This is a genomic window from Pseudomonas sp. KB_15 (assembly GCF_052114525.1).
Taxonomy (GTDB): Bacteria; Pseudomonadota; Gammaproteobacteria; order Pseudomonadales; family Pseudomonadaceae; genus Aquipseudomonas.
On record NZ_JBFREX010000013.1, the window covers coordinates 48,391 to 73,417 of the forward strand.

The 25,027-nt window shown below is 55.2% G+C and carries 35 protein-coding genes; all 35 read right to left on the bottom strand.

Annotated features, from left to right (window positions below; all coding sequences use genetic code 11):
* Positions 1-131: 131 nt before the first annotated feature.
* The 35 genes from bfr to rpoC all read right to left on the bottom strand — a co-directional run bounded on the left by bfr (position 132) and on the right by rpoC (position 25,023).
* Entirely contained in the window at positions 132-596 is a 465-nt protein-coding gene (bfr, locus tag AB4Z35_RS13855) for a bacterioferritin (RefSeq protein WP_007970123.1), read from the bottom strand.
* Positions 597-745: 149 nt separating this feature from the next.
* Positions 746-2,200 (bottom strand): catalase, encoded by a 1,455-nt coding sequence (locus AB4Z35_RS13860; RefSeq protein WP_442097622.1) that lies wholly within the window; start codon positions 2,198-2,200, stop codon positions 746-748.
* A 237-nt stretch (positions 2,201-2,437) separates the two neighbouring features.
* A complete protein-coding gene (rplQ, locus tag AB4Z35_RS13865; RefSeq protein WP_007970429.1) occupies positions 2,438-2,824 on the bottom strand; it encodes a 50S ribosomal protein L17 in 387 nt (128 codons plus the stop codon).
* A 42-nt stretch (positions 2,825-2,866) separates the two neighbouring features.
* Positions 2,867-3,868 carry a DNA-directed RNA polymerase subunit alpha gene (locus tag AB4Z35_RS13870; protein WP_007970428.1) on the bottom strand — a complete coding sequence of 334 codons (1,002 nt, stop codon included), beginning with the start codon at positions 3,866-3,868 and terminating at the stop codon, positions 2,867-2,869.
* A gap of 22 nt (positions 3,869-3,890) precedes the next feature.
* The gene (rpsD, locus tag AB4Z35_RS13875) at positions 3,891-4,511 is read right to left on the bottom strand and encodes a 30S ribosomal protein S4 (RefSeq protein WP_003176404.1); all 621 of its coding nucleotides are present in this window, start codon (positions 4,509-4,511) and stop codon (positions 3,891-3,893) included.
* An 18-nt stretch (positions 4,512-4,529) separates the two neighbouring features.
* Positions 4,530-4,919, bottom strand: a complete 390-nt coding sequence (gene rpsK / locus AB4Z35_RS13880) for a 30S ribosomal protein S11 (RefSeq protein ID WP_002555466.1) — start codon at positions 4,917-4,919, stop codon at positions 4,530-4,532.
* 30 nt (positions 4,920-4,949) lie between these two features.
* A complete protein-coding gene (gene rpsM / locus AB4Z35_RS13885) occupies positions 4,950-5,306 on the bottom strand; it encodes a 30S ribosomal protein S13 (RefSeq protein WP_009045849.1) in 357 nt (118 codons plus the stop codon).
* A 130-nt stretch (positions 5,307-5,436) separates the two neighbouring features.
* A complete protein-coding gene (gene rpmJ, locus AB4Z35_RS13890) occupies positions 5,437-5,553 on the bottom strand; it encodes a 50S ribosomal protein L36 (RefSeq protein WP_002555468.1) in 117 nt (38 codons plus the stop codon).
* 24 nt (positions 5,554-5,577) lie between these two features.
* Positions 5,578-6,906 carry a preprotein translocase subunit SecY gene (secY, locus tag AB4Z35_RS13895; protein WP_003228718.1) on the bottom strand — a complete coding sequence of 443 codons (1,329 nt, stop codon included), beginning with the start codon at positions 6,904-6,906 and terminating at the stop codon, positions 5,578-5,580.
* Complete coding sequence (gene rplO, locus AB4Z35_RS13900; protein ID WP_003228720.1) at positions 6,907-7,344, bottom strand: 50S ribosomal protein L15; 438 nt, start codon at positions 7,342-7,344, stop codon at positions 6,907-6,909.
* 3 nt (positions 7,345-7,347) lie between these two features.
* Entirely contained in the window at positions 7,348-7,524 is a 177-nt protein-coding gene (rpmD, locus tag AB4Z35_RS13905) for a 50S ribosomal protein L30 (RefSeq protein WP_003176408.1), read from the bottom strand.
* Between the two features lie 2 nt (positions 7,525-7,526).
* Positions 7,527-8,027, bottom strand: coding sequence for a 30S ribosomal protein S5 (gene rpsE / locus AB4Z35_RS13910; RefSeq protein WP_003186035.1), 501 nt, complete (start codon positions 8,025-8,027; stop codon positions 7,527-7,529).
* A 3-nt stretch (positions 8,028-8,030) separates the two neighbouring features.
* Positions 8,031-8,381 (bottom strand): 50S ribosomal protein L18, encoded by a 351-nt coding sequence (gene rplR, locus AB4Z35_RS13915; RefSeq protein WP_003186037.1) that lies wholly within the window; start codon positions 8,379-8,381, stop codon positions 8,031-8,033.
* 10 nt (positions 8,382-8,391) lie between these two features.
* Positions 8,392-8,925: a 50S ribosomal protein L6 gene (gene rplF, locus AB4Z35_RS13920; protein WP_003176412.1), complete on the bottom strand. Its 534-nt coding sequence runs from the start codon at positions 8,923-8,925 to the stop codon at positions 8,392-8,394.
* Positions 8,926-8,937: 12 nt separating this feature from the next.
* Complete coding sequence (gene rpsH, locus AB4Z35_RS13925; RefSeq protein WP_003186040.1) at positions 8,938-9,330, bottom strand: 30S ribosomal protein S8; 393 nt, start codon at positions 9,328-9,330, stop codon at positions 8,938-8,940.
* 209 nt (positions 9,331-9,539) lie between these two features.
* A complete protein-coding gene (gene rpsN, locus AB4Z35_RS13930; RefSeq protein ID WP_003176414.1) occupies positions 9,540-9,845 on the bottom strand; it encodes a 30S ribosomal protein S14 in 306 nt (101 codons plus the stop codon).
* 13 nt (positions 9,846-9,858) lie between these two features.
* Positions 9,859-10,398: a 50S ribosomal protein L5 gene (gene rplE, locus AB4Z35_RS13935; protein WP_003210069.1), complete on the bottom strand. Its 540-nt coding sequence runs from the start codon at positions 10,396-10,398 to the stop codon at positions 9,859-9,861.
* 20 nt (positions 10,399-10,418) lie between these two features.
* Positions 10,419-10,733: a 50S ribosomal protein L24 gene (gene rplX, locus AB4Z35_RS13940; RefSeq protein ID WP_003186046.1), complete on the bottom strand. Its 315-nt coding sequence runs from the start codon at positions 10,731-10,733 to the stop codon at positions 10,419-10,421.
* An 11-nt stretch (positions 10,734-10,744) separates the two neighbouring features.
* Positions 10,745-11,113, bottom strand: a complete 369-nt coding sequence (gene rplN, locus AB4Z35_RS13945; protein WP_002555479.1) for a 50S ribosomal protein L14 — start codon at positions 11,111-11,113, stop codon at positions 10,745-10,747.
* 23 nt (positions 11,114-11,136) lie between these two features.
* Positions 11,137-11,403, bottom strand: a complete 267-nt coding sequence (gene rpsQ / locus AB4Z35_RS13950; protein WP_003176419.1) for a 30S ribosomal protein S17 — start codon at positions 11,401-11,403, stop codon at positions 11,137-11,139.
* A gap of 2 nt (positions 11,404-11,405) precedes the next feature.
* Positions 11,406-11,597 carry a 50S ribosomal protein L29 gene (gene rpmC / locus AB4Z35_RS13955; RefSeq protein ID WP_002555481.1) on the bottom strand — a complete coding sequence of 64 codons (192 nt, stop codon included), beginning with the start codon at positions 11,595-11,597 and terminating at the stop codon, positions 11,406-11,408.
* Positions 11,597-12,010 carry a 50S ribosomal protein L16 gene (gene rplP, locus AB4Z35_RS13960; RefSeq protein ID WP_003228729.1) on the bottom strand — a complete coding sequence of 138 codons (414 nt, stop codon included), beginning with the start codon at positions 12,008-12,010 and terminating at the stop codon, positions 11,597-11,599. Before rplP ends, rpmC begins: the two co-directional genes overlap by 1 nt.
* Before the next feature lie 12 nt (positions 12,011-12,022).
* Positions 12,023-12,709, bottom strand: coding sequence for a 30S ribosomal protein S3 (gene rpsC, locus AB4Z35_RS13965; protein ID WP_007970424.1), 687 nt, complete (start codon positions 12,707-12,709; stop codon positions 12,023-12,025).
* A gap of 13 nt (positions 12,710-12,722) precedes the next feature.
* Positions 12,723-13,055 (bottom strand): 50S ribosomal protein L22, encoded by a 333-nt coding sequence (rplV, locus tag AB4Z35_RS13970; protein ID WP_003103908.1) that lies wholly within the window; start codon positions 13,053-13,055, stop codon positions 12,723-12,725.
* An 11-nt stretch (positions 13,056-13,066) separates the two neighbouring features.
* A complete protein-coding gene (rpsS, locus tag AB4Z35_RS13975; RefSeq protein WP_002555486.1) occupies positions 13,067-13,342 on the bottom strand; it encodes a 30S ribosomal protein S19 in 276 nt (91 codons plus the stop codon).
* 16 nt (positions 13,343-13,358) lie between these two features.
* Positions 13,359-14,183: a 50S ribosomal protein L2 gene (rplB, locus tag AB4Z35_RS13980; RefSeq protein WP_003186055.1), complete on the bottom strand. Its 825-nt coding sequence runs from the start codon at positions 14,181-14,183 to the stop codon at positions 13,359-13,361.
* Between the two features lie 14 nt (positions 14,184-14,197).
* Positions 14,198-14,497, bottom strand: a complete 300-nt coding sequence (gene rplW / locus AB4Z35_RS13985; protein ID WP_002555488.1) for a 50S ribosomal protein L23 — start codon at positions 14,495-14,497, stop codon at positions 14,198-14,200.
* Positions 14,494-15,096: a 50S ribosomal protein L4 gene (gene rplD, locus AB4Z35_RS13990; RefSeq protein WP_003228735.1), complete on the bottom strand. Its 603-nt coding sequence runs from the start codon at positions 15,094-15,096 to the stop codon at positions 14,494-14,496. Before rplD ends, rplW begins: the two co-directional genes overlap by 4 nt.
* A gap of 12 nt (positions 15,097-15,108) precedes the next feature.
* Positions 15,109-15,744, bottom strand: a complete 636-nt coding sequence (rplC, locus tag AB4Z35_RS13995) for a 50S ribosomal protein L3 (protein ID WP_003186059.1) — start codon at positions 15,742-15,744, stop codon at positions 15,109-15,111.
* Between the two features lie 80 nt (positions 15,745-15,824).
* Entirely contained in the window at positions 15,825-16,136 is a 312-nt protein-coding gene (gene rpsJ, locus AB4Z35_RS14000; protein WP_003186070.1) for a 30S ribosomal protein S10, read from the bottom strand.
* Between the two features lie 157 nt (positions 16,137-16,293).
* Positions 16,294-17,487 carry an elongation factor Tu gene (gene tuf / locus AB4Z35_RS14005; RefSeq protein WP_007984412.1) on the bottom strand — a complete coding sequence of 398 codons (1,194 nt, stop codon included), beginning with the start codon at positions 17,485-17,487 and terminating at the stop codon, positions 16,294-16,296.
* Between the two features lie 30 nt (positions 17,488-17,517).
* The gene (fusA, locus tag AB4Z35_RS14010) at positions 17,518-19,623 is read right to left on the bottom strand and encodes an elongation factor G (RefSeq protein WP_007994652.1); all 2,106 of its coding nucleotides are present in this window, start codon (positions 19,621-19,623) and stop codon (positions 17,518-17,520) included.
* Between the two features lie 30 nt (positions 19,624-19,653).
* The gene (gene rpsG / locus AB4Z35_RS14015) at positions 19,654-20,127 is read right to left on the bottom strand and encodes a 30S ribosomal protein S7 (protein ID WP_007994653.1); all 474 of its coding nucleotides are present in this window, start codon (positions 20,125-20,127) and stop codon (positions 19,654-19,656) included.
* Positions 20,128-20,235: 108 nt separating this feature from the next.
* A complete protein-coding gene (rpsL, locus tag AB4Z35_RS14020) occupies positions 20,236-20,607 on the bottom strand; it encodes a 30S ribosomal protein S12 (RefSeq protein ID WP_442097624.1) in 372 nt (123 codons plus the stop codon).
* 216 nt (positions 20,608-20,823) lie between these two features.
* On the bottom strand, positions 20,824-25,023 hold the full coding sequence (gene rpoC, locus AB4Z35_RS14025; RefSeq protein ID WP_442097625.1) for a DNA-directed RNA polymerase subunit beta': 4,200 nt from the start codon (positions 25,021-25,023) through the stop codon (positions 20,824-20,826).
* Between the last annotated feature and the right edge of the window lie 4 nt (positions 25,024-25,027).

Consider the following 25,027-nt stretch of genomic DNA (forward strand, 5'->3'; position numbering starts at 1 on the left):
TTTTGTATCTGCAGGAGCTAGCTTGCTCCGGGCGGCGTTCCGACGAAGGTCGTAAACGATAACGCAGCGCCTTCAGATTTTTCGCGAGCAAGCTCGCTCCTGCAAAAGACGTTGGGGCTTCCCCTATGCAATCAGGCGTGGGATTGCAGGTAGTTCTCAAGCCCGATCAACTTGATCAGACCCAACTGCTTCTCGAGCCAGTAGGTGTGATCTTCTTCGGTGTCATGCAATTGAACCCGCAGCATTTCGCGGCTGACATAGTCCTTGTGCTGCTCGCAGAGCTTGATGCCTTTGCACAACGCGGCACGGACCTTGTATTCCAGACGCAAATCCGCTTCAAGCATCTCGGTAACGGTGGTGCCGACATCCAGATCATCCGGACGCATACGCGGCGTGCCTTCGAGCATCAGAATCCGGCGCATCAAGGCATCAGCGTGTCCGGCTTCTTCTTCCATCTCGTGGTTGATTCGTTCGTAGAGCTTGGTGAAACCCCAGTCCTCATACATCCGCGAGTGGACGAAATATTGATCACGCGCGGCCAGTTCGCCGGTCAGCAACGTGTTGAGGTAATCGATCACATCTGGGTGGCCTTGCATCGCCCTACATCTCCCTGCTTGAAAGTTTGTAGTTTGAACCACGACGACCGATTGGTCACTCCGCTTGCGCGATAAAAGCGAAGATATTCTGAGAAAAGTGGTTTAAATAACGCAAAAACCGCCCAATCGAGGGCGGTTCTGCTTCTCATTTAGACTTCGTTAAGCTGTACGTTGAGCAGCTTTGCGATTGCTTCTCCATACGCCGGATCGGCTTTGTAGAAATGCTGCAATTGGCGGTCAACCACATCGCTCGACACACCCGCCATCGCTCCGGCGATGTTGCTGACCAGCAGTGATTTCTGCTCTTCAGTCATCAAGCGAAACAACGCACCGGCGTGACTGTAGTAGTCGGTATCCTCGCGGTGATCGTAGCGATCAGCCGCACCGCTCAGTGCCAATGGCGGCTCCGCATAGCGAGGCGCTTGCTTCGGCGATTCAACGTAGCTGTTCGGCTCGTAGTTAGGTGCCGCGCCGCCGTTACTGCCAAACGCCATCGAACCATCACGCTGGTAGCTGTTCACCGGGCTTCGGGGCGCATTAACCGGCAGTTGCTGGTGATTGGTGCCAACACGGTAGCGGTGAGCATCCGCGTAAGCGAATACGCGACCTTGCAGCATGCGATCAGGCGATAAGCCAACACCTGGGACCATGTTGCTAGGACCGAATGCCGCTTGCTCGACTTCAGCAAAGTAGTTCAGCGGATTGCGATTGAGTTCCAACTCACCCACTTCGATCAGTGGAAACTCTTTCTGCGACCAGGTTTTGGTCACATCAAACGGGTTCTCGTAATGCGCCGCCGCTTGAGCCTCGCTCATGATCTGAATGCACACGCGCCATTTCGGAAAATCACCGCGTTCGATGGCATTGAACAAATCGCGCTGGGCGTAATCCGGATCAGTTCCCGCTAGGCGCGCAGCCTCGGCAGGAGCAAGGTTCTTGATCCCTTGTTTGGTCTTGTAGTGCCACTTCACCCAGTAACGCTCACCCTGGGCGTTGATGAGGCTGTAAGTGTGGCTGCCAAAGCCATGCATGTGGCGGTATCCGTCAGGGATGCCCCGGTCGGAGAACAGGATGGTGACCTGGTGCAGCGCCTCAGGCGAATGCGACCAGAAGTCCCACATCATCTGGGCACTCTTCAGGTTGCTTTGCGGCAAACGCTTCTGCGTGTGGATAAAGTCTGGAAACTTCAGTGGATCGCGAATGAAGAACACTGGTGTGTTGTTGCCGACGATGTCCCAGTTGCCTTCCTCGGTGTAGAACTTCAAGGCAAATCCGCGTGGATCACGTTCGGTATCGGCCGAGCCGCGCTCACCACCCACGGTGGAAAACCGCAGAAACGTTGGAGTTTGCTTGCCGACCGCATCAAACAACTTCGCGCTGGTGTATTGAGTGATATCGCGCGTCACGGTGAACATACCGTAGGCACCCGAACCTTTGGCGTGTACACGGCGCTCAGGGATGTTTTCACGGTTGAAGTGGGCAAGCTTCTCGATCAGGTGAAAGTCGTCGAGCAGCAGCGGGCCTCGAGGGCCGGCGGAACGGGAATTCTGGTTATCGGCAACAGGAGCGCCACTGGCGGTGGTAAGCGTTTTGTTTTGGCTCATGCGATCTTCCTTCCTCTGTCGGTCTTGAACTGCCGGCTATCGGCTGAGAGGGAGTATTGATCATCAATATGACAGCTACAAATTCATTAACTTGCAGGTATCGATAGAGAAAAACTAATTATCATCCCCATCACATAATGACGACGTGGACGCGGGAGACGCTTGTACAGAGGGCGCGTTTCTTACAGGCACAAAAAACCGGGCACTAGGCCCGGTTCTTTGTTTCAGACTGACGTCTTACTCGGCAGATACAGCTTCGCCAGCAGTAGCACGATCAACCAACTCGACGTACGCCATAGGCGCGTTGTCGCCAGCGCGGAAACCGCACTTGAGGATGCGCAGGTAGCCACCCTCACGGGTAGCGTAACGCTTGCCCAGGTCGTTGAAGAGCTTACCAACGATAGCTTTCGAACGAGTACGGTCGAAAGCCAGACGGCGGTTAGCAACGCTATCTGTCTTGGCCAGAGTGATCAGCGGCTCGGCAACGCGGCGCAGTTCTTTGGCTTTTGGCAGAGTAGTTTTGATCAGCTCGTGCTCGAACAGCGACACCGCCATGTTCTGGAACATGGCCTTGCGGTGCGAGCTGGTGCGGCTCAGGTGACGACCACTTTTACGATGACGCATGGTTCATTCCTTACCAAACACTACGTTCGGTGATTACGACGATCAGGCAGTCGCCTTGTCGTCCTTCTTAAGACTTGCAGGCGGCCAGTTGTCGAGGCGCATGCCGAGGGACAGACCGCGGGAGGCCAGAACGTCCTTGATTTCAGTCAAGGATTTCTTGCCCAGGTTCGGAGTCTTCAACAGCTCTACTTCGGTACGCTGAATCAGGTCACCGATGTAGTAGATGTTTTCCGCCTTAAGGCAGTTAGCCGAACGTACAGTCAGTTCCAGATCGTCAACCGGGCGAAGCAGGATCGGATCGATCTCGTCTTCCTGCTCGACAACCACTGGCTCACTGTCACCTTTGAGGTCGACGAACGCAGCCAACTGCTGTTGCAGGATGGTTGCAGCGCGGCGAATTGCCTCTTCAGGATCCAGGGTACCGTTGGTTTCCAGATCAATAACCAGCTTGTCCAGGTTAGTACGCTGCTCGACACGGGCGTTTTCCACCACGTATGCGATACGGCGAACCGGGCTGAACGAAGAGTCAAGCTGCAAGCGACCGATGCTGCGGCTTTCGTCTTCATCGCTCTGACGCGAGTCTGCCGGTTCATAACCACGACCACGAGCTACTACGAGCTTCATGTTCAGGGCGCCGTTAGACGCCAGGTTAGCGATTACGTGATCGGGATTAACGATCTCGACATCATGATCCAGCTGAATATCGGCAGCGGTAACCACCCCCGAACCCTTCTTCGACAAGGTCAGCGTAACTTCGTCACGACCGTGCAGCTTGATAGCCAGACCTTTAAGGTTCAACAGGATTTCAATTACGTCTTCCTGTACACCTTCGATGGCGCTGTACTCGTGGAGCACACCGTCAATCTCGGCCTCGACTACTGCACAGCCGGGCATTGAGGACAACAGGATGCGGCGCAGCGCGTTGCCCAGGGTATGGCCAAAGCCACGCTCGAGAGGCTCGAGAGTGATCTTGGCGCGGGTTGGACTGACAACCTGCACATCAATGTGGCGGGGTGTCAGGAACTCATTTACCGAAATCTGCATGGATGCACCTATTTTCTAGCCCTTACTTGGAGTAGAGCTCGACAATCAGGCTTTCGTTGATGTCGGCGGACAGATCACTGCGAGCTGGAACGTTCTTGAAAACGCCCGACTTCTTCTCAGTGTCTACTTCTACCCATTCTACGCGGCCACGTTGGGCACACAGATCGAGAGCTTGGACAATGCGAAGTTGATTTTTTGCTTTCTCGCGAACAGCAACCACGTCACCAGCACGAACCTGGTAGGACGGAACGTTAACGGTCTGACCGTTTACGCTGATCGACTTGTGCGATACCAGCTGACGGGATTCGGCACGAGTCGAACCAAAGCCCATACGGTATACAACGTTGTCCAGACGGCATTCGAGCAGTTGCAGCAGGTTTTCACCGGTTGCACCTTTCTTGCCAGCAGCTTCTTTGTAGTAGCCGCTGAATTGACGCTCGAGAACGCCGTAGATACGACGGACCTTCTGCTTTTCACGCAGTTGGGTGCCGTAGTCGGACTGGCGACCGCGGCGTTGGCCGTGGATACCAGGTGCTGCTTCAATGTTGCACTTCGATTCGATCGCGCGCACGCCGCTCTTCAGGAAGAGATCGGTGCCTTCGCGACGAGCGAGTTTGCATTTTGGACCAATGTAACGAGCCATTCTTTACAATCTCCTGGATTACACGCGGCGCTTCTTCGGCGGACGGCACCCGTTGTGCGGGATTGGCGTCACGTCGGTGATGCTGGCGATCTTGTAGCCACAGCCGTTCAAAGCGCGGACTGCGGATTCACGACCTGGACCTGGACCTTTGACGTTGACGTCGAGGTTTTTCAGGCCGTATTCCAGCGCAGCTTGACCAGCACGTTCAGCAGCTACTTGAGCAGCAAACGGGGTGGACTTGCGGGAACCGCGGAAACCCGAACCACCGGAGGTAGCCCAGGAAAGAGCGTTACCTTGACGGTCGGTAATGGTCACGATGGTGTTGTTAAAAGATGCATGGATGTGGGCGATGCCATCAACCACTGTCTTTTTAACTTTTTTACGAGGACGAGCAGCAGGTTTTGCCATGATTAAATTCCTGTCGATTCGCTGGGGCGATTACTTGCGGATCGGCTTACGCGGACCTTTACGGGTACGCGCGTTGGTCTTGGTACGCTGACCGCGCACTGGAAGACCGCGACGATGACGCAGACCGCGATAGCAACCGAGGTCCATCAAGCGCTTGATTTTCATGTTGATTTCGCGACGCAGGTCACCTTCAGTGGTGAACTTCGCCACTTCGCCACGCAGCTGTTCAATCTGCTCGTCGCTCAGATCTTTGATCTTTGCTGCTGGGTTTACCCCAGTCTCTGCACAAATTTTCTGTGCAGTAGTGCGACCAACACCATAGATGTAGGTCAGCGAGATAACAGTATGCTTGTTATCTGGAATGTTAACGCCTGCAATACGGGCCATTCAGTGGGACTCCAATTGACAGCTACCTACGCCCCGGAAGCCAAGAAATAGGGCGCGAGATAATATCGCTGTAATAACAAATAATCAACCCGGCAGCGCACTAGCTGCCGGGCTTGAAGCACAATCACACTCAGCCTTGGCGCTGTTTGTGACGCGGTTCCGCGCTGCAAATTACTCGAACAACACCTTCGCGGCGAATAATCTTGCAGTTACGGCACAGCTTTTTCACCGATGCACGAACTTTCATCACCAACTCCTCGAACCTTATGGGTCAGCGCAGCATGCCGCTGCCGTAACCCTTCAGGTTGGCTTTCTTCATCAGGGATTCGTACTGGTGCGAAACGAGGTGCGATTGTACTTGGGACATGAAGTCCATCACAACCACGACGACGATCAGCAACGAGGTCCCGCCAAGGTAGAACGGTACGTTGGCTGCAACCACCAGGAACTGGGGCAACAGGCAGACGGCCGTCATGTAAAGAGCACCGAACATGGTCAAGCGGGTCAGAACGCCATCAATGTAGCGCGCAGACTGCTCACCTGGACGGATGCCCGGAATAAAGGCACCGGACTTCTTCAGGTTTTCCGCTACGTCTTTCGGATTGAACATCAACGCCGTATAGAAGAAGCAGAAGAAAATAATCCCTGCACTAAACAGCAGAATATTCAACGGCTGACCAGGAGCGATCGACTGCGAGATGTCCTGCAACCAGCCCATACCTTCAGACTGACCGAACCAGGCACCCAACGAAGCCGGGAACAGCAAAATGCTGCTCGCGAAAATAGCCGGAATAACACCGGCCATGTTCACCTTCAGCGGCAAGTGGCTGGTCTGCGCAGCGAAGACCTTGCGGCCCTGCTGACGCTTGGCGTAGTGAACAGCAATACGACGCTGACCACGCTCAATGAACACCACGAAACCGATAATCGCTACTGCCAGCAAACCGATGGCAACCAGGGCGAAGATGTTGATATCACCCTGACGTGCAGACTCGAAAGACTGCCCGATCGCTCTCGGAAGACCGGCGACGATACCCGAAAAAATCAACATCGAGATACCGTTGCCAACACCACGCTCAGTAATCTGCTCACCCAGCCACATCATGAACATCGCACCAGCCACAAACGTGGATACCGCGACGAAATGGAAGCCAAAGTCACCAGTGAACGCAACGCCCTGCCCCGCCAGACCAATGGACATGCCAATAGCCTGGACGAGAGCGAGGACGACAGTGCCGTAGCGGGTGTACTGGCTGATCTTGCGACGGCCAGCTTCACCTTCCTTCTTCAACTGTTCCAGCTGCGGGCTGACGGCGGTCATCAGTTGCATGATGATCGATGCCGAGATGTACGGCATGATCCCCAGTGCAAAGATGCTCATCCGTTCCAGCGCGCCGCCGGAAAACATGTTGAACAAGCTAAGAATGGTCCCCTCATTCTGTCGAAACAGGTCCGCGAGTCGGTCCGGGTTGATACCTGGAACCGGGATGTGTGCGCCTATTCGGTAGACGATAATCGCCAGGAACAGAAAACGCAGACGAGCCCAGAGTTCAGACATACCGCCTTTGCCGAGCGCAGAGAGAGCACCTTGCTTAGCCATTTATTCCTCGAACTTGCCGCCAGCTGCTTCGATAGCCGCACGCGCACCTTTGGTGGCGCCGATTCCCTTGCCGATAGTGACAGCGCGAGTCACTTCACCGGACAGCATGATTTTCACACGCTGTACGTTGACGTTGATCACGTTGGCATCTTTCAGGGACTGCACGGTGACGATGTCGCCTTCCACTTTAGCCAGCTCGGACAGACGCACTTCTGCGCGATCCATGGCTTTCAGGGAAACGAAACCGAACTTCGGCAGGCGACGATGCAGCGGCTGTTGACCGCCTTCAAAGCCTGGAGCAATGGTGCCACCGGAGCGAGAGGTCTGACCTTTGTGACCACGGCCACCAGTCTTACCCAAACCGCTACCGATACCACGGCCCGGACGATGCTTTTCGCGACGGGAACCCGGCGCTGGACTCAGATCATTGAGTTTCATCGATTAACCCTCGACACGCAGCATGTAGTAAGCCTTGTTGATCATCCCGCGATTCTCGGGAGTATCCTGGACTTCTACAGTGTGACCGATGCGACGCAGACCCAGACCCTTAACGCACAGTTTGTGGTTAGGGATGCGGCCGGTCATGCTTTTGATCAGCGTAACTTTAACGGTAGCCATGATCAGAAGATCTCCTTGACGCTTTTGCCACGCTTGGCGGCAATGGATTCAGGAGACTGCATTGCTTTCAAACCCTTGAAAGTGGCGTGAACCACGTTTACCGGGTTAGTCGAGCCGTAGCACTTGGCCAGAACGTTCTGAACGCCAGCAACTTCGAGGACAGCACGCATAGCGCCGCCAGCGATGATACCGGTACCTTCAGAAGCAGGCTGCATGTACACCTTCGAAGCGCCGTGAGCGGACTTCATTGCGTATTGCAGGGTGGTGCCGTTCAGATCAACCTGGATCATGTTGCGGCGAGCAGCTTCCATTGCCTTCTGGATCGCAGCAGGCACTTCACGCGACTTGCCACGGCCGAAGCCAACACGGCCTTTACCATCACCAACCACGGTCAACGCGGTGAAAGTGAAGATACGGCCGCCTTTAACGGTTTTGGCTACGCGGTTAACTTGAACCAGCTTCTCGATGTAGCCTTCGTCGCGCTTTTGGTCGTTATTTGACATAACTTAGAACTCCAGCCCAGCTTCACGAGCAGCATCAGCCAGCGCTTTAACGCGGCCGTGGTACTTGAAGCCAGAGCGGTCGAAAGCCACCTGCGAGACGCCAGCGGCCTTAGCACGCGTAGCGACCAGCTGGCCAACCTTAGTGGCCGCGTCGATGTTGCCGGTGGCACCATCACGCAGTTCTTTATCCAAAGTCGAGGCGCTTGCCAGGACTTTGTTGCCGTCGGCCGAAATGACCTGGGCGTAGATGTGCTGCGAAGAGCGGAACACGCAGAGACGCACGACTTCGAGTTCGTGCATTTTCAGGCGTGCTTTGCGAGCGCGACGCAGTCGAGTAACTTTTTTGTCGGTCATTTGCTATGCCCTACTTCTTCTTGGCTTCTTTACGACGGACGACTTCGTCCGCGTAGCGCACACCTTTGCCTTTGTACGGCTCTGGTGGACGGAAGTCGCGGATCTCGGCGGCCACTTGACCTACCAGCTGCTTGTCGATGCCCTTGATCAGGATATCGGTCTGGCTAGGAGTCTCAGCGGTGATGCCTTCCGGCAGTTCGTAATCCACTGGGTGCGAGAAGCCAAGAGCCAGGTTCAGCACTGTGCCTTTTGCTTGCGCTTTGTAACCAACACCGACCAGCTGGAGCTTGCGCTCGAAGCCTTGGCTTACGCCTTGGACCATGTTGTTTACCAACGCACGAGTGGTACCAGCCATTGCGCGAGTCTGTTGATCGCCATTGCGAGCAGCGAAACGCAGCTCACCAGCTTCTTCAACGATCTCAACGGACGAATGGATGTTCAGTTCGAGAGTGCCCTTGGCACCCTTCACCGAAAGCTGTTGGCCTGCGAATTTTACTTCGACACCGGCTGGCAGCTTAACGGGGTTCTTAGCGACGCGAGACATGCTTATCCCCCCTTAGAACACAGTGCAAAGAACTTCGCCGCCGACACCGGCAGCGCGCGCAGCACGATCAGTCATCACACCCTTGTTGGTGGAGACGATAGACACACCGAGACCGCCACGAACTTTTGGCAGATCATCGACGGACTTGTACTGACGCAGGCCTGGACGGCTAACGCGCTTCACTTCTTCGATAACCGGACGGCCTTCGAAGTACTTCAGCTCGATGGACAGCAGTGGTTTGATTTCGCTGCTGATCTGATAACCCGCAATGTAACCTTCGTCCTTCAGGACTTTGGCAACAGCTACCTTCAACGTGGAAGATGGCATGCTTACGACGGACTTTTCAGCCATCTGGGCATTACGGATACGAGTTAGCATGTCCGCTAACGGGTCCTGCATACTCATGGGCTAGACGCTCCTAATACAAAAAAATTAGCCTTGCGGCTATTACGTGTCGCCGAGAATCTCCGGGCATGAAAAACACGGGCTCAGGCGAGCCGGGTATTCTAGACACACCCCAGAAATGAATCAAGCCCCAAAAGGGGCTTGATCCAGATTCAAGGCCACCGGTGGTCAGGATCTTGCGATCCTGGACACCGAGACTTTGACAGTACTTACCAGCTGGCTTTAACCAGACCCGGTACGTCACCACGCATGGCAGCTTCACGCAGCTTGTTACGGCCGAGGCCGAACTTGCGGTAAACGCCGTGTGGACGACCGGTCAGGCGGCAGCGGTTACGCATGCGCGAAGCGCTTGCGTCACGTGGCTGCTTCTGCAGAGCTACTGTAGCTTCCCAACGCGCTTCTGGACTTGCGTTCAGATCAACGATGATAGCTTTCAGTGCTGCACGCTTCTTGGCGTACTTGGCAACCGTGAGCTGACGCTTCAGCTCGCGGTTTTTCATGCTCATCTTGGCCATGGTCCTACTCCAATCAGTTGCGGAACGGGAATTTGAACGCACGCAGCAGAGCGCGGCCTTCATCATCGTTCTTGGCAGTGGTGGTCAGGGTGATGTCCAGACCGCGGAGAGCATCGATCTTGTCGTAGTCGATTTCCGGGAAGATGATCTGCTCTTTCACGCCCATGCTGTAGTTGCCACGACCATCGAAGGACTTGGCATTCAGGCCGCGGAAGTCGCGAACCCGAGGCAGGGAGATCGACAGCAGACGATCCAGGAACTCGTACATACGCTCACGGCGCAGGGTCACTTTGACGCCGATCGGCCAACCTTCACGGACTTTAAAGCCTGCGATGGATTTGCGAGCGTAGGTCACAACGACTTTCTGGCCGGTGATCTTTTCCAGGTCAGCAACAGCGTGCTCGATGACTTTTTTGTCGCCGATCGCTTCGCCCAGACCCATGTTCAGGGTGATTTTGGTAACGCGCGGAACTTCCATCACGTTCGAAAGCTTAAGTTCTTCCTTAAGTTTCGGAGCGATTTCCTTCCGGTAAATCTCTTTTAGTCGTGCCATGGTCTTCTACCTAGCAGTGTTCAAGCATCAACCGCTTTTTGGGTCGACTTGAAGACACGAATTTTCTTACCGTCTTCTACTTTGAAACCAACGCGGTCAGCCTTGTTGGTTTCGCCGTTGAAGATGGCGACGTTGGAAGCGTGCAGTGGCGCTTCTTTCTCGACGATACCGCCCTGTACGCCCGACATCGGGTTAGGCTTGGTATGACGCTTGACCAGGTTCAGACCACCAACAACCAGACGGTTGTCAGCAAGAACCTTCAGCACCTTACCGCGCTTACCTTTGTCTTTGCCGGCGATCACGATGATCTCGTCGTCACGACGAATCTTTTGCATGTCGGATCTCCTTACAGCACTTCTGGGGCGAGCGAGACGATCTTCATGAACTTCTCGGTACGAAGTTCACGGGTCACTGGCCCAAAGATACGGGTGCCGATCGGCTCTTGCTTGTTGTTCAACAGAACAGCAGCGTTGCCATCAAAGCGGATAATGGAGCCATCAGCACGACGTACGCCGTGACGAGTGCGGACTACAACAGCAGTCATCACTTGGCCTTTTTTCACTTTACCGCGAGGAATTGCTTCCTTCACGGTAACTTTGATGATGTCACCGATACCAGCGTAACGACGATGGGAGCCACCCAGCACCTTGATGCACATAACACGGCGAGCGCCGCTGTTATCGGCCACATCGAGCATGGATTGAGTCTGAATCATATAATTTCTCCGACCCCTAGTCCTTAGACTTCCACAGCGCGTTCGAGAACATCAACCAGCGCCCAAGACTTGGTCTTGGCCAAAGGACGAGTTTCACGAATAGTGACTTTGTCGCCGATGTGGCACTGATTGGTTTCGTCGTGCGCGTGCAGCTTAGTCGAACGCTTAACGTATTTACCGTAGATCGGGTGCTTAACGCGACGCTCGATCAGAACGGTGATGGTTTTGTCCATCTTGTCGCTGACAACACGGCCAGTCAGCGTACGGACAGTTTTTTCGGCTTCAGCCATGATTACTTACCTGCCTGCTGGTTGAGCACAGTCTTCACGCGAGCGATGTCACGCTTAACTTGCGAGAGCAGATGAGACTGCCCCAACTGGCCAGTTGCTTTCTGCATACGCAGATTGAACTGGTCGCGCAGCAGGCCGAGCAGTTGCTCGTTCAGCTGCTGTGCGGATTTTTCACGAAGTTCATTCGCTTTCATCACATCACCGTCCGTTTAACAAAGGAGGTGGCGAGCGGCAGCTTTGCAGCAGCCAGGGCGAAAGCCTCACGCGCCAGCTCTTCAGAAACACCCTCGATTTCATACAGGACTTTGCCTGGCTGAATCTGGGCAACCCAGTACTCCACGTTACCCTTACCTTTACCCATACGAACCTCGAGAGGTTTTTTGGAGATCGGCTTGTCCGGGAATACACGGATCCAGATCTTGCCGCCACGTTTTACGTGACGGGTCAGAGCACGACGCGCTGACTCGATCTGACGAGCGGTGAGACGACCACGAGCAACAGACTTCAGCGCGAACTCGCCGAAGCTGACTTTGCTACCGCGCAATGCCAGGCCACGGTTGTGACCAGTCATCTGCTTGCGGAACTTCGTACGCTTTGGTTGCAACATTTGGCGTACCCCTTACTTAGCAGCTTTTTTACGAGGCGCTGGTGCTTGTGGTTTCAGTTCTTCTTGGCGACCACCAATTACTTCGCCTTTGAAGATCCAAACCTTTACACCGATCACACCGTAAGTGGTGTGAGCTTCGTAGTTGGCATAGTCGATGTCGGCACGCAGGGTGTGCAATGGCACACGACCTTCGCGATACCATTCAGTACGTGCGATTTCAGCACCGCCGAGACGACCGCTCACTTGGATTTTGATGCCTTTGGCACCAATGCGCATGGCGTTCTGTACGGCGCGCTTCATAGCACGACGGAACATTACGCGACGCTCCAGCTGCTGAGCTACGCTCTGCGCAACCAGCATACCGTCGAGCTCCGGCTTGCGGATCTCTTCGATATTGATGTGCACAGGCACACCCATTTGCTTGGTCAGGTCCTGACGCAGTTTCTCAACATCTTCACCTTTCTTCCCGATAACGATACCTGGACGAGCGGTGTGGATGGTGATGCGTGCAGTTTGGGCCGGACGATGGATATCGATACGGCTTACGGACGCGCTTTTTAGTTTGTCTTGGAGGTACTCACGCACATTCAGATCTGCGAGCAAATAGTCCGCATAAGTCCGACCGTCTGCGTACCAGACGGAGGTGTGCTCCTTGACGATTCCCAGGCGAATGCCAATGGGATGTACTTTCTGACCCATCTCTTCGACTCCGTTACTTGTCAGCAACCTTGACAGTGATATGGCAAGACCGCTTGACGATGCGATCAGCACGGCCTTTGGCACGTGGCATGATGCGCTTCAGCGAACGCCCTTCGTTGACGAAAACAGTGCTGACCTTCAGGTCATCAACGTCTGCGCCTTCGTTATGCTCGGCGTTGGCTACGGCCGACTCCAGCACTTTCTTCATGATCTCGGCGGCTTTCTTACTGCTGAAAGCCAACAGGTTGAGCGCTTCGCCCACCTTCTTCCCGCGGATCTGGTCGGCGACCAAGCGGGCTTTCTGGGCGGAGATTCGAGCGCCCGACAACTTAGCGGCTACTTCCATTTCCTAACCCCTTAACGCTTGGCTTTCTTGTCTGCCACGTGCCCGCGATAAGTGCGGGTACCGGCGAACTCGCCCAGTTTGTGGCCGACCATGTCTTCGTTCACGAGAACTGGGACGTGCTGACGACCGTTGTGTACTGCGATGGTCAGACCGACCATTTGTGGCAGGATCATCGAACGACGCGACCAGGTTTTCACCGGTTTGCGATCGTTCTTTTCCGCCGCCACTTCGATCTTCTTCAGTAGGTGAAGATCGATAAAAGGACCTTTTTTCAGAGAACGTGGCACTGTCGTATCCCTCTATTTACTTGCGACGACGGACGATCATTTTGTCGGTACGCTTATTACCACGAGTCTTCGCGCCCTTAGTCGGGAAGCCCCATGGCGATACCGGATGACGACCACCAGAGGTACGACCTTCACCACCACCATGTGGGTGGTCAACCGGGTTCATGGCAACACCACGAACGGTTGGGCGAACGCCACGCCAGCGTTTGGCACCAGCTTTACCCAGCGAACGCAGGCTGTGCTCGGAGTTCGAGACTTCGCCCAGGGTCGCACGGCATTCAGCCAGCACTTTACGCATCTCACCAGAACGCAGACGCAGGGTCACGTAAACGCCTTCACGGGCGATCAGCTGAGCCGAAGCACCAGCGGAACGAGCGATCTGAGCGCCTTTACCTGGCTTCAATTCGATGCCGTGTACGGTGCTACCAACTGGAATGTTACGCAGTTGCAGAGCGTTGCCCGGCTTGATCGGCGCCAAGGCACCTGCGATCAGCTGGTCGCCAGCGCTCACGCCTTTAGGGGCGATGATGTAGCGACGCTCGCCATCTGCGTACAGCAGCAGAGCGATGTGAGCAGTACGGTTTGGATCGTATTCGATACGCTCGACAGTGGCAGCGATGCCATCTTTGTCGTTGCGACGGAAGTCGACCAGACGATAATGCTGCTTATGACCACCACCGATGTGACGAGTGGTAATACGGCCATTGTTGTTACGACCACCAGACTTCGATTTCTTCTCGAGCAGCGGTGCGTGAGGAGCGCCTTTATGCAGCTCCTGGTTGACCACCTTGACCACAAAACGGCGGCCAGGGGAAGTCGGTTTGCATTTAACGATTGCCATGATGCACCCCTTCCTTACTCAGCACTGCTGCTGAAATCGAGATCTTGGCCTGGCTGAAGGGAGATAACTGCCTTCTTCCAGTCATTACGCTTGCCCAGACCGCGAGCAGTGCGCTTGCTCTTACCCAGAACGTTCAGGGTAGTAACACGCTCTACTTTCACGCTGAACAGGCTTTCGACGGCCTTCTTGATTTCCAGCTTGGTTGCGTCAGTAGCAACCTTGAAAACGAACTGGCCTTTCTTGTCTGCCAGAACCGTAGCCTTCTCGGAAACGTGCGGGCCAAGCAGAACTTTAAATACGCGTTCCTGGTTCATCCCAGCAGCTCCTCGAATTTCTTCACGGCCGACACGGTGATCAACACCTTGTCGTATGCGATCAGACTAACTGGATCGGAACCTTGCACGTCACGTACATCTACGTGTGGCAGGTTACGAGCAGCCAGGTACAGGTTCTGATCAACAGCGTCGGACACGATCAGAACGTCGGTCAGGCTCATGTTGTTCAGTTTGCCCAGCAGGTCTTTGGTTTTCGGCGTTTCAACGGCGAAATCCTGAACCACGACCAGACGATCAGTACGCACCAGCTCAGCAAGGATGGAACGCATTGCTGCGCGATACATCTTCTTGTTCAGCTTCTGGGAGTGATCCTGAGGACGAGCTGCGAAAGTGGTACCGCCGCCACGCCAGATTGGGCTACGGATAGTACCGGCACGAGCACGGCCAGTACCTTTCTGACGCCATGGGCGCTTGCCGCCACCACGAACGTCGGAACGGGTCTTTTGCTGCTTGGAACCCTGACGGCCGCCGGCCATGTAGGCCACGACTGCTTGGTGAACCAGCGTCTCGTTGAATTCGCCGCCAAATGTCAGTTCGGAAACTTCGATCGCTTGAGCGTCATTTACATTTAATTGCATGTCAGCTTCCCCTTAACCGCGAGCCTTGGCTGCTGGACGTACAACCAAGTTGCCGCCAGTAGCGCCAGGAACAGCGCCCTTGACCAACAACAGATTGCGTTCAGCGTCCACGCGCACTACTTCGAGGGACTGCACGGTCACGCGCTCAGCGCCCATATGACCGGACATTTTTTTGCCCTTGAATACACGACCAGGAGTCTGGCACTGGCCGATAGAGCCTGGAACGCGGTGGGATACGGAGTTACCGTGGGTGTTATCTTGCCCGCGGAAATTCCAACGCTTGATCGTACCCTGGAAGCCTTTACCCTTGGACTGACCGGTTACATCAACCAGTTGACCAGCGGCGAAGATTTCAGCGTTGATCAGATCGCCGGCCTGGTACTCGCCTTCTTCAAGGCGGAATTCCATTACGGTACGACCAGCGGCAACGTTCGCTTTAGCGAAGTGGCCAGCCTGAGCTGCTGTTACACGCGAAGCACGACGCTCGCCGACAGTGACTTGCACTGCACGATAGCCATCGGTCTCTTCAGTTTTGAACTGGGTGACGCGATTCGGTTCGATCTCAATGACCGTGACCGGAATGGAGACACCTTCTTCGGTGAAAATACGGGTCATACCGCATTTACGACCGACTACACCAATAGTCATGTTGTAAACCTCATGAGTGTACGGGGCTTTCACCCGCTATGGCCGCCCATTTCAGAGCGTTACACGACTAAGACCGAGTCTTAGCCGAGGCTGATCTGCACTTCCACACCGGCCGCAAGATCAAGCTTCATAAGAGCATCAACGGTTTTATCCGTTGGCTGGACGATGTCCAGAACACGCTTATGAGTACGGATCTCGTACTGGTCACGCGCGTCTTTGTTGACGTGCGGGGAGACCAGAACGGTGAACCGCTCTTTACGGGTAGGCAGTGGAATTGGACCACGCACTTGAGCACCAGTACGTTTCGCGGTTTCCACGATTTCCTGGGTTGATTGGTCGATCAGGCGATGGTCGAAAGCCTTCAACCTGATACGGATTTGCTGATTTTGCATTGGATTTCAGACTCCGGCTGCTATTCCCACCGGGCGCAATACGCCCGTTAAAAGGAGGCGCAATTCTATAGACGCCCCAGATGGGTGTCAACCCAATAAAAAAGCCCCCGCTGAGCGGGGGCTTTTCAAAGCATCGAAGCTATCTCAAAAGAGATGCTTACTCGATGATTTTGGCTACGACGCCAGCGCCGACGGTACGACCGCCTTCRCGGATRGCGAAACGCAGACCGTCTTCCATYGCGATGGTCTTGATCAGGGTAACTTCCATCTGGATGTTATCACCTGGCATTACCATTTCAACGCCTTCTGGCAGCTGGCAGTTACCAGTCACGTCAGTAGTACGGAAGTAGAACTGTGGACGGTAGCCTTTGAAGAACGGAGTGTGACGACCGCCTTCTTCCTTGCTCAGAACGTAAACTTCTGCGGTGAACTTGGTGTGCGGCTTAACCGAACCTGGCTTGACCAGAACCTGGCCACGCTCAACGTCGTCACGCTTGGTACCACGCAGCAGAACGCCGCAGTTCTCGCCAGCACGACCTTCGTCGAGCAGCTTGCGGAACATTTCAACACCGGTGCAGGTGGTGGTGGTGGTGTCACGCAGACCAACGATTTCCAGTGCATCCTGAACGCGAACGATACCGCGCTCGATACGACCAGTTACAACAGTACCGCGACCGGAGATCGAGAATACGTCTTCGATTGGCATCAGGAACGGCTTGTCGATAGCACGCTCTGGCTCTGGGATGTAGCTGTCCAGAGTTTCTACCAGCTTCTTGACGGCAGTGGTGCCCATCTCGTTGTCATCTTTGCCTTCCAGCGCCATACGGGCCGAACCAATGATGATTGGAGTGTCGTCACCTGGGAAGTCGTAAGTGCTCAGCAGATCGCGCACTTCCATCTCTACCAGTTCCAGCAGCTCAGCGTCGTCTACCAGGTCAGCCTTGTTCAGGAAAACCACGATGTACGGAACGCCTACCTGGCGGGACAGCAGGATGTGCTCACGGGTTTGTGGCATCGGACCATCAGCGGCCGAGCAAACCAGGATCGCGCCGTCCATCTGGGCAGCACCGGTGATCATGTTCTTCACATAGTCAGCGTGACCTGGGCAGTCAACGTGAGCGTAGTGACGAATCTTCGAGTTGTACTCGACGTGCGCGGTGTTGATGGTGATACCACGAGCTTTTTCTTCTGGCGCGCTGTCGATCTTGTCGAATTCAACGATTGCGGAACCGAAAACTTCGGAGCAAACGCGAGTCAGAGCTGCGGTCAGAGTGGTTTTACCGTGGTCAACGTGACCGATAGTGCCAACGTTGACGTGCGGTAGGGAACGATCAAATTTTTCTTTAGCCACGACAATTAACTCCTTGCCTAAAGGACTGAATCAGCCTTGTTTTTTGGTTACAGTTTCGACGATGTGCGACGGAGCTGTATTGTATTTTTTGAATTCCATAGAGTAGCTTGCGCGACCCTGGGACATGGAACGAACGTCGGTCGCATAACCGAACATCTCGCCCAGCGGAACTTCGGCACGAATTACTTTGCCGGAGACCGTGTCTTCCATACCCAAGATCATGCCGCGACGACGGTTAAGGTCGCCCATCACGTCACCCATATAGTCTTCAGGCGTAACAACCTCTACCGCCATGATCGGCTCGAGCAACTCACCACCGCCCTTCTGGGCCAGTTGCTTGGTCGCCATGGAAGCAGCCACCTTAAACGCCATCTCGTTCGAGTCGACGTCGTGGTAAGAACCATCAAACACGGTAGCCTTCAGGCCGATCAGCGGATAGCCGGCAACAACGCCGTTCTTCATCTGCTCTTCGATACCCTTCTGGATAGCCGGGATGTATTCCTTAGGAACCACACCACCCACTACTTCGTTCACGAATTGCAGACCTTCCTGACCTTCGTCAGCAGGAGCAAAACGGATCCAGCAATGGCCGAACTGGCCACGACCACCGGACTGACGAACGAACTTGCCTTCGATTTCGCAGTTCTTCGTGATGCGCTCACGATACGAAACCTGAGGCTTGCCGATGTTGGCTTCGACGTTGAACTCACGGCGCATCCGGTCAACCAGGATGTCCAGGTGCAGCTCGCCCATGCCAGAGATGATCGTTTGACCAGTCTCTTCATCAGTCTTGACGCGGAAAGACGGGTCTTCCTGAGCAAGCTTGCCCAGAGCGATACCCATTTTTTCCTGGTCATCCTTGGTCTTAGGCTCAACGGCAACCGAAATAACCGGCTCCGGGAAGTCCATGCGAACCAGGATGATTGGCTTGTCAGCGTTGCACAAGGTTTCACCAGTGGTGACGTCCTTCATGCCGATCAAGGCCGCGATGTCACCAGCGCGCACTTCCTTGATCTCTTCACGGGCGTTTGCGTGCATTTGCACCATACGGCCCACGCGCTCTTTCTTGCCTTTGACCGAGTTGATCACGCCGTCGCCGGAGGCCAACACGCCCGAGTAAACACGGACGAAAGTCAAGGTACCCACGAATGGGTCGGTAGCGATCTTGAACGCCAGAGCCGAGAACGGCTCGTTGTCGTCTGCATGACGCTCCATTTGCTTTTCCTCGTCATCCGGGTCAGTACCCTTGATGGCAGGAATGTCGGTTGGAGCCGGCAGGTAGTCGATAACGGCGTCGAGAACCAGGGGAACACCCTTGTTCTTGAAGGAAGAACCGCAAACAGCCAGAACGATCTCACCAGCGATAGTACGCTGACGCAGAGCACCCTTGATTTCCTCGATGGTGAGCTCTTCACCTTCAAGGTACTTGTTCATCAGTTCTTCGCTGGCTTCGGCCGCAGCCTCAACCATGTTGTTGCGCCACTCTTCAGCCAGTTCCTGCAGTTCAGCAGGGATAGCCTCGCGACGTGGAGTCATGCCCTTGTCAGCATCGTTCCAGTAAACCGCTTCCATGGTCATCAGATCGATCTGACCCTGGAAGTTGTCTTCGGAACCGATAGCCAACTGGATCGGCACCGGAGTGTGACCCAGACGCTGCTTGATCTGAGCGATCACACGCAGGAAGTTCGCACCGGCACGGTCCATCTTGTTCACGTAAACGATACGTGGAACACCGTACTTGTTGGCTTGACGCCATACGGTTTCGGACTGAGGCTCAACGCCGGAAGTACCACAGAACACAACGACCGCGCCGTCGAGTACACGCAGGGAACGCTCAACTTCAATAGTGAAGTCTACGTGGCCCGGGGTATCGATAACGTTGAAACGGTACTGGTCCTTGTGCTGCTTCGCAGAACCCTGCCAGAAGGCGGTAATGGCAGCAGAAGTAATGGTAATACCACGCTCCTGCTCCTGCACCATCCAGTCTGTGGTCGCGGCGCCGTCATGCACCTCGCCCATTTTGTGACTTTTGCCAGTGTAAAAAAGGACGCGCTCAGTGGTGGTGGTTTTACCAGCATCCACGTGTGCAACGATACCAATGTTACGGTAGCGATTAATCGGTGTTGTACGAGCCATAAAGCCCTCGCAAAATGAGTGACGCTAAAATTAGAAGCGGTAGTGCGAGAAAGCCTTGTTGGCTTCAGCCATACGGTGAACGTCTTCACGCTTCTTAACTGCAGCACCTTTACCTTCGGCAGCGTCCAACAGTTCGCCAGCCAAACGCAGAGCCATAGACTTCTCGCCGCGCTTGCGGGCGTAGTCTACCAACCAGCGCATTGCCAGAGCGTTACGACGGGAAGGACGAACCTCGACCGGAACCTGGTAAGTAGCACCACCAACGCGGCGCGACTTCACTTCGACCAGCGGAGCGATGGCGTCGAGTGCTTTTTCGAAGAGTTCCAGGGGATCGGTGCCGGCCTTACGAGCCTTCACGGTATCCAGGGCACCATAAACGATACGCTCGGCAACGGCTTTCTTGCCGCTTTCCATTACGTGGTTCATGAATTTGGCGAGGATTTGGCTTCCGTATTTCGGATCGTCCAGAATCTCACGCTTGGCTGCTACGCGACGTCTTGGCATTGATAAGCCCTCAAACGGTCTTCAGGTTAGCCCGGGACAGATCCTGTGGATACGTGCCCGACCTTACTCTTATCGACTCAATAAAATTAAATACTGCAAAACGACCGATTACTTCGGACGCTTGGTACCGTACTTCGAACGACCCTGGTTACGACCTTTAACACCGGAAGTATCCAACGAACCGCGAACGGTGTGGTAACGAACACCTGGCAAGTCTTTTACACGACCGCCGCGGATCAGTACCACGCTGTGCTCTTGCAGGTTGTGGCCTTCACCACCGATGTACGAGGAAACCTCGAAACCGTTGGTCAGACGCACACGGCATACTTTACGCAGTGCCGAGTTAGGTTTTTTCGGCGTGGTGGTGTACACACGGGTGCACACGCCACGGCGTTGCGGGCAGTTCTGCAGCGCAGGCACGTCGGATTTCTCGACGATACGCTTACGCGGCTGACKTACCAGCTGGTTGATAGTTGCCATCTACTAGCTCCACTGTTGTCTTGCGACGCTATTGTCTTGCAAGAAAAGCAAAATGGCAGGAACGAGTTCCCGCCAAATTTAGGGGTACAAGAGTCTAAAGAGGATCTTGTCCCCAGTCAAGGCAAGGCCCCGCCCTCCCCGCTCATCCAATCCCGACAAATTGTCTCGATTCGATGAACGGAGCGACCAGGGCCTCACACTCATTTACCGCAGAACTCAGTTACCGCTCGAGTTCAGCGCTTCGGTCAGTGCAGCTTCCACTTCACTGGCGCTTACGCGCAACGGCTTGTCTGCATCACGGCGGCGCTTACGCTCGCTGTGATAAGCCAGACCGGTACCGGCCGGGATCAGACGACCCACGACCACGTTTTCTTTCAGGCCGCGCAGGTAATCGCGCTTGCCGGTTACCGCCGCTTCGGTCAGTACGCGAGTGGTTTCCTGGAAGGAAGCCGCCGAGATGAACGATTCGGTGGACAACGACGCCTTGGTGATACCCAGCAGAACGCGAGTGAACTTGGAGACAAACTTGTCTTCGCCGCTCAGACGCTCGTTCTCTACCAGTACGTGAGTCAATTCCATCTGGTCGCCCTTGATGAAACTGGAATCGCCGGATTCAGCGATCTCAACTTTACGCAGCATCTGACGCAGGATGGTCTCGATGTGCTTGTCGTTGATCTTCACGCCTTGCAGACGGTAAACGTCCTGGATCTCGTTAACGATGTACTTGGCCAGCGCACTCACACCCAGCAGACGCAGGATGTCGTGTGGATCGCTCGGGCCGTCGGAGATAACTTCGCCGCGGTTTACCTGTTCGCCTTCGAAGACGTTCAGGTGACGCCACTTCGGAATCAGCTCTTCGTACGGATCGCTACCGTCGTTCGGGGTAATGACCAGACGGCGCTTGCCCTTGGTCTCTTTACCGAACGCGATGGTGCCGCTGACTTCAGCCAGAATCGACGCTTCTTTCGGACGACGGGCTTCGAAAAGGTCGGCAACACGCGGCAGACCACCGGTGATGTCACGGGTCTTCGAAGTTTCTTGCGGGATACGAGCGATAACATCACCGATCGCGATCTTCGCACCATCCGCTACACCGACCAGGGCGTTGGCTGGCAGGAAGTACTGAGCGATTACGTCAGTGCCTGGCAGCAACAGATCTTTGCCGTTGTCGTCGACCATCTTCACGGCAGGACGGATGTCCTTACCGGCAGCTGGACGATCTTTGGCGTCGAGTACTTCAATGTTGGTCATACCGGTCAATTCGTCAGTCTGACGCTTGATCGTGATGCCTTCTTCCATGCCCACGTAGGTCACGGTACCTTTCATCTCGGTAACGATCGGGTGAGTGTGCGGATCCCACTTGGCCACGATTGCGCCAGCGTCGACCTTGTCACCTTCCTTAACCGAAATCACAGCACCGTACGGCAGCTTGTAACGCTCACGCTCACGACCGAAGTCATCAGCGATGGCCAGCTCACCGGAACGGGACACAGCCACCAGGTGACCATCCACTCGCTCAACGTGCTTCAGGTTATGCAGACGGACGGTACCGCCATTCTTCACCTGAACGCTGTCGGCTGCGGAGGTCCGGCTTGCCGCACCACCGATGTGGAACGTACGCATCGTCAGCTGGGTACCCGGCTCACCGATGGACTGGGCGGCGATAACGCCGACCGCTTCACCGATGTTCACCTGGTGACCACGAGCCAGATCGCGGCCGTAGCACTTGGCGCAAATGCCGTAGCGGGTTTCGCAGCTGATCGGCGAACGCACGATCACTTCGTCGATGCTGTTCAGCTCGATGAACTCGACCCACTTTTCGTCTACCAGGGTGCCGGCAGGAACGATGACGTCCTCGGTACCTGGCTTGAATACGTCACGGGCAATAACACGACCCAATACGCGCTCACCCAACGGCTCTACAACGTCACCGCCTTCAATGTGCGGAGTCATCAGCAGGCCGTGCTCGGTGCCGCAATCGATCTCGGTTACAACCAGATCCTGTGCCACGTCTACCAGACGACGAGTCAGGTAACCGGAGTTAGCGGTTTTCAACGCGGTATCCGCCAGACCTTTACGAGCACCGTGAGTGGAGATGAAGTACTGGAGTACGCTCAAACCTTCACGGAAGTTCGCMGTAATCGGCGTTTCAATGATGGAACCCTCCGGCTTGGCCATCAGGCCACGCATACCGGCCAGCTGACGAATCTGTGCTGCGGAACCCCGCGCACCCGAGTCAGCCATCATGTACATCGAGTTGAAGGACTCCTGGTCGACTTCGACGCCATGACGGTCGATGACTTTCTCTTTCGAGAGGTTGGCCATCATCGCCTTGGAAACTTCGTCGTTCGCCTTGGACCAAAGGTCGATCACTTTGTTGTACTTCTCGCCCTGGGTTACCAGGCCGGAGGCGTACTGACTTTCGATCTCTTTCACTTCGTCGGTGGCTGCACCGATGATGCGGGCTTTTTCATCCGGGATAACGAAGTCGTTAACACCGATGGAAACGCCGGAAATGGTCGAATAGGCAAAACCGGTGTACATCAACTGGTCAGCGAAGATCACGGTCTCTTTCAGACCAACCACGCGGTAGCACTGGTTGATCAGCTTGGAGATCGCCTTTTTCTTCATCGGCAGGTTGACGACGTCGTACGACAGACCTTTTGGCACAACCTGGAACAACAGCGCACGGCCGACAGTGGTGTCGACGATACGAGTGTTGGTCACGCTGCCGCCGTCACGGTCGTTGACGGTTTCGTTGATCCGCACTTTGACCTTGGCGTGCAGTGCGGCTTCGCCGGCACGGAACACACGGTCAACTTCCTGCAGATCCGCGAACACACGACCTTCGCCCTTGGCGTTGATCGCTTCACGCGTCATGTAGTACAGACCCAATACAACGTCCTGCGACGGAACGATGATTGGCTCACCGTTGGCTGGCGACAGAATGTTGTTGGTCGACATCATCAACGCACGCGCTTCCAGCTGGGCTTCCAGCGTCAGCGGTACGTGCACGGCCATTTGGTCGCCGTCGAAGTCGGCGTTGTACGCGGCGCAGACCAGCGGGTGCAGCTGGATAGCCTTACCTTCGATCAGTACCGGTTCAAACGCCTGGATACCCAGACGGTGAAGGGTCGGCGCACGGTTGAGAAGAACCGGGTGTTCGCGAATCACTTCAGCGAGAACGTCCCAAACCTCTGGCAGCTCACGCTCGACCATCTTCTTGGCAGCCTTGATGGTGGTCGCGAGACCACGCATTTCCAGCTTGCCGAAAATGAACGGTTTGAACAGCTCGAGAGCCATCTTCTTCGGCAGACCGCACTGGTGCAGACGCAGGGTCGGACCTACGGTAATTACCGAACGACCGGAGTAGTCAACACGCTTACCGAGCAAGTTCTGACGGAAACGACCCTGCTTACCCTTGATCATGTCAGCCAGGGATTTCAGAGGACGCTTGTTGGAACCGGTGATAGCGCGGCCACGACGACCGTTGTCGAGCAGTGCATCGACGGCTTCCTGCAACATACGCTTTTCATTGCGCACGATGATGTCCGGAGCGGACAGATCCAGCAGGCGCTTCAAACGGTTGTTACGGTTGATCACTCGACGATACAGATCGTTGAGGTCGGAAGTCGCGAAGCGACCGCCATCCAGCGGGACCAGTGGACGCAGATCTGGCGGCAGAACCGGCAGAACGGTCAGCACCATCCACTCTGGCAGGTTGCCGGAACCCTGGAAGGCTTCCATCAACTTCAGACGCTTGGACAGCTTCTTGATCTTGGTTTCGGAGTTGGTTTGCGGAATTTCTTCACGCAGGCGGCCAATCTCGTGCTCCAGGTCGATAGCGTGCAGCAGTTCGCGGACAGCTTCGGCACCCATGCGGGCATCGAAATCGTCGCCGAACTCTTCCAGCGCTTCGAAGTACTGCTCGTCGTTCAGCAGCTGACCTTTTTCAAGGGTGGTCATTCCTGGATCGATAACGACGTAGCTCTCGAAGTAGAGAACGCGTTCGATATCACGCAGGGTCATGTCCATCAGCAAGCCGATACGGGACGGCAGCGATTTCAGGAACCAGATGTGGGCAACAGGCGAAGCCAGTTCGATGTGCGCCATGCGCTCACGACGAACTTTTGCCAGCGYGACTTCAACGCCGCACTTCTCGCAGATCACGCCACGGTGCTTCARGCGCTTGTACTTRCCGCACAGGCACTCGTARTCCTTTACCGGGCCAAAGATCTTGGCGCAGAACAGGCCGTCACGCTCGGGYTTGAACGTMCGGTAGTTGATGGTTTCCGGCTTYTTAACTTCACCGAACGACCACGAACGGATCATCTCAGGCGATGCCAATCCGATACGGATGGCGTCGAACTCTTCGACTTGACCCTGGTTTTTCAGCAAATTCAGTAGGTCTTTCAAGGCC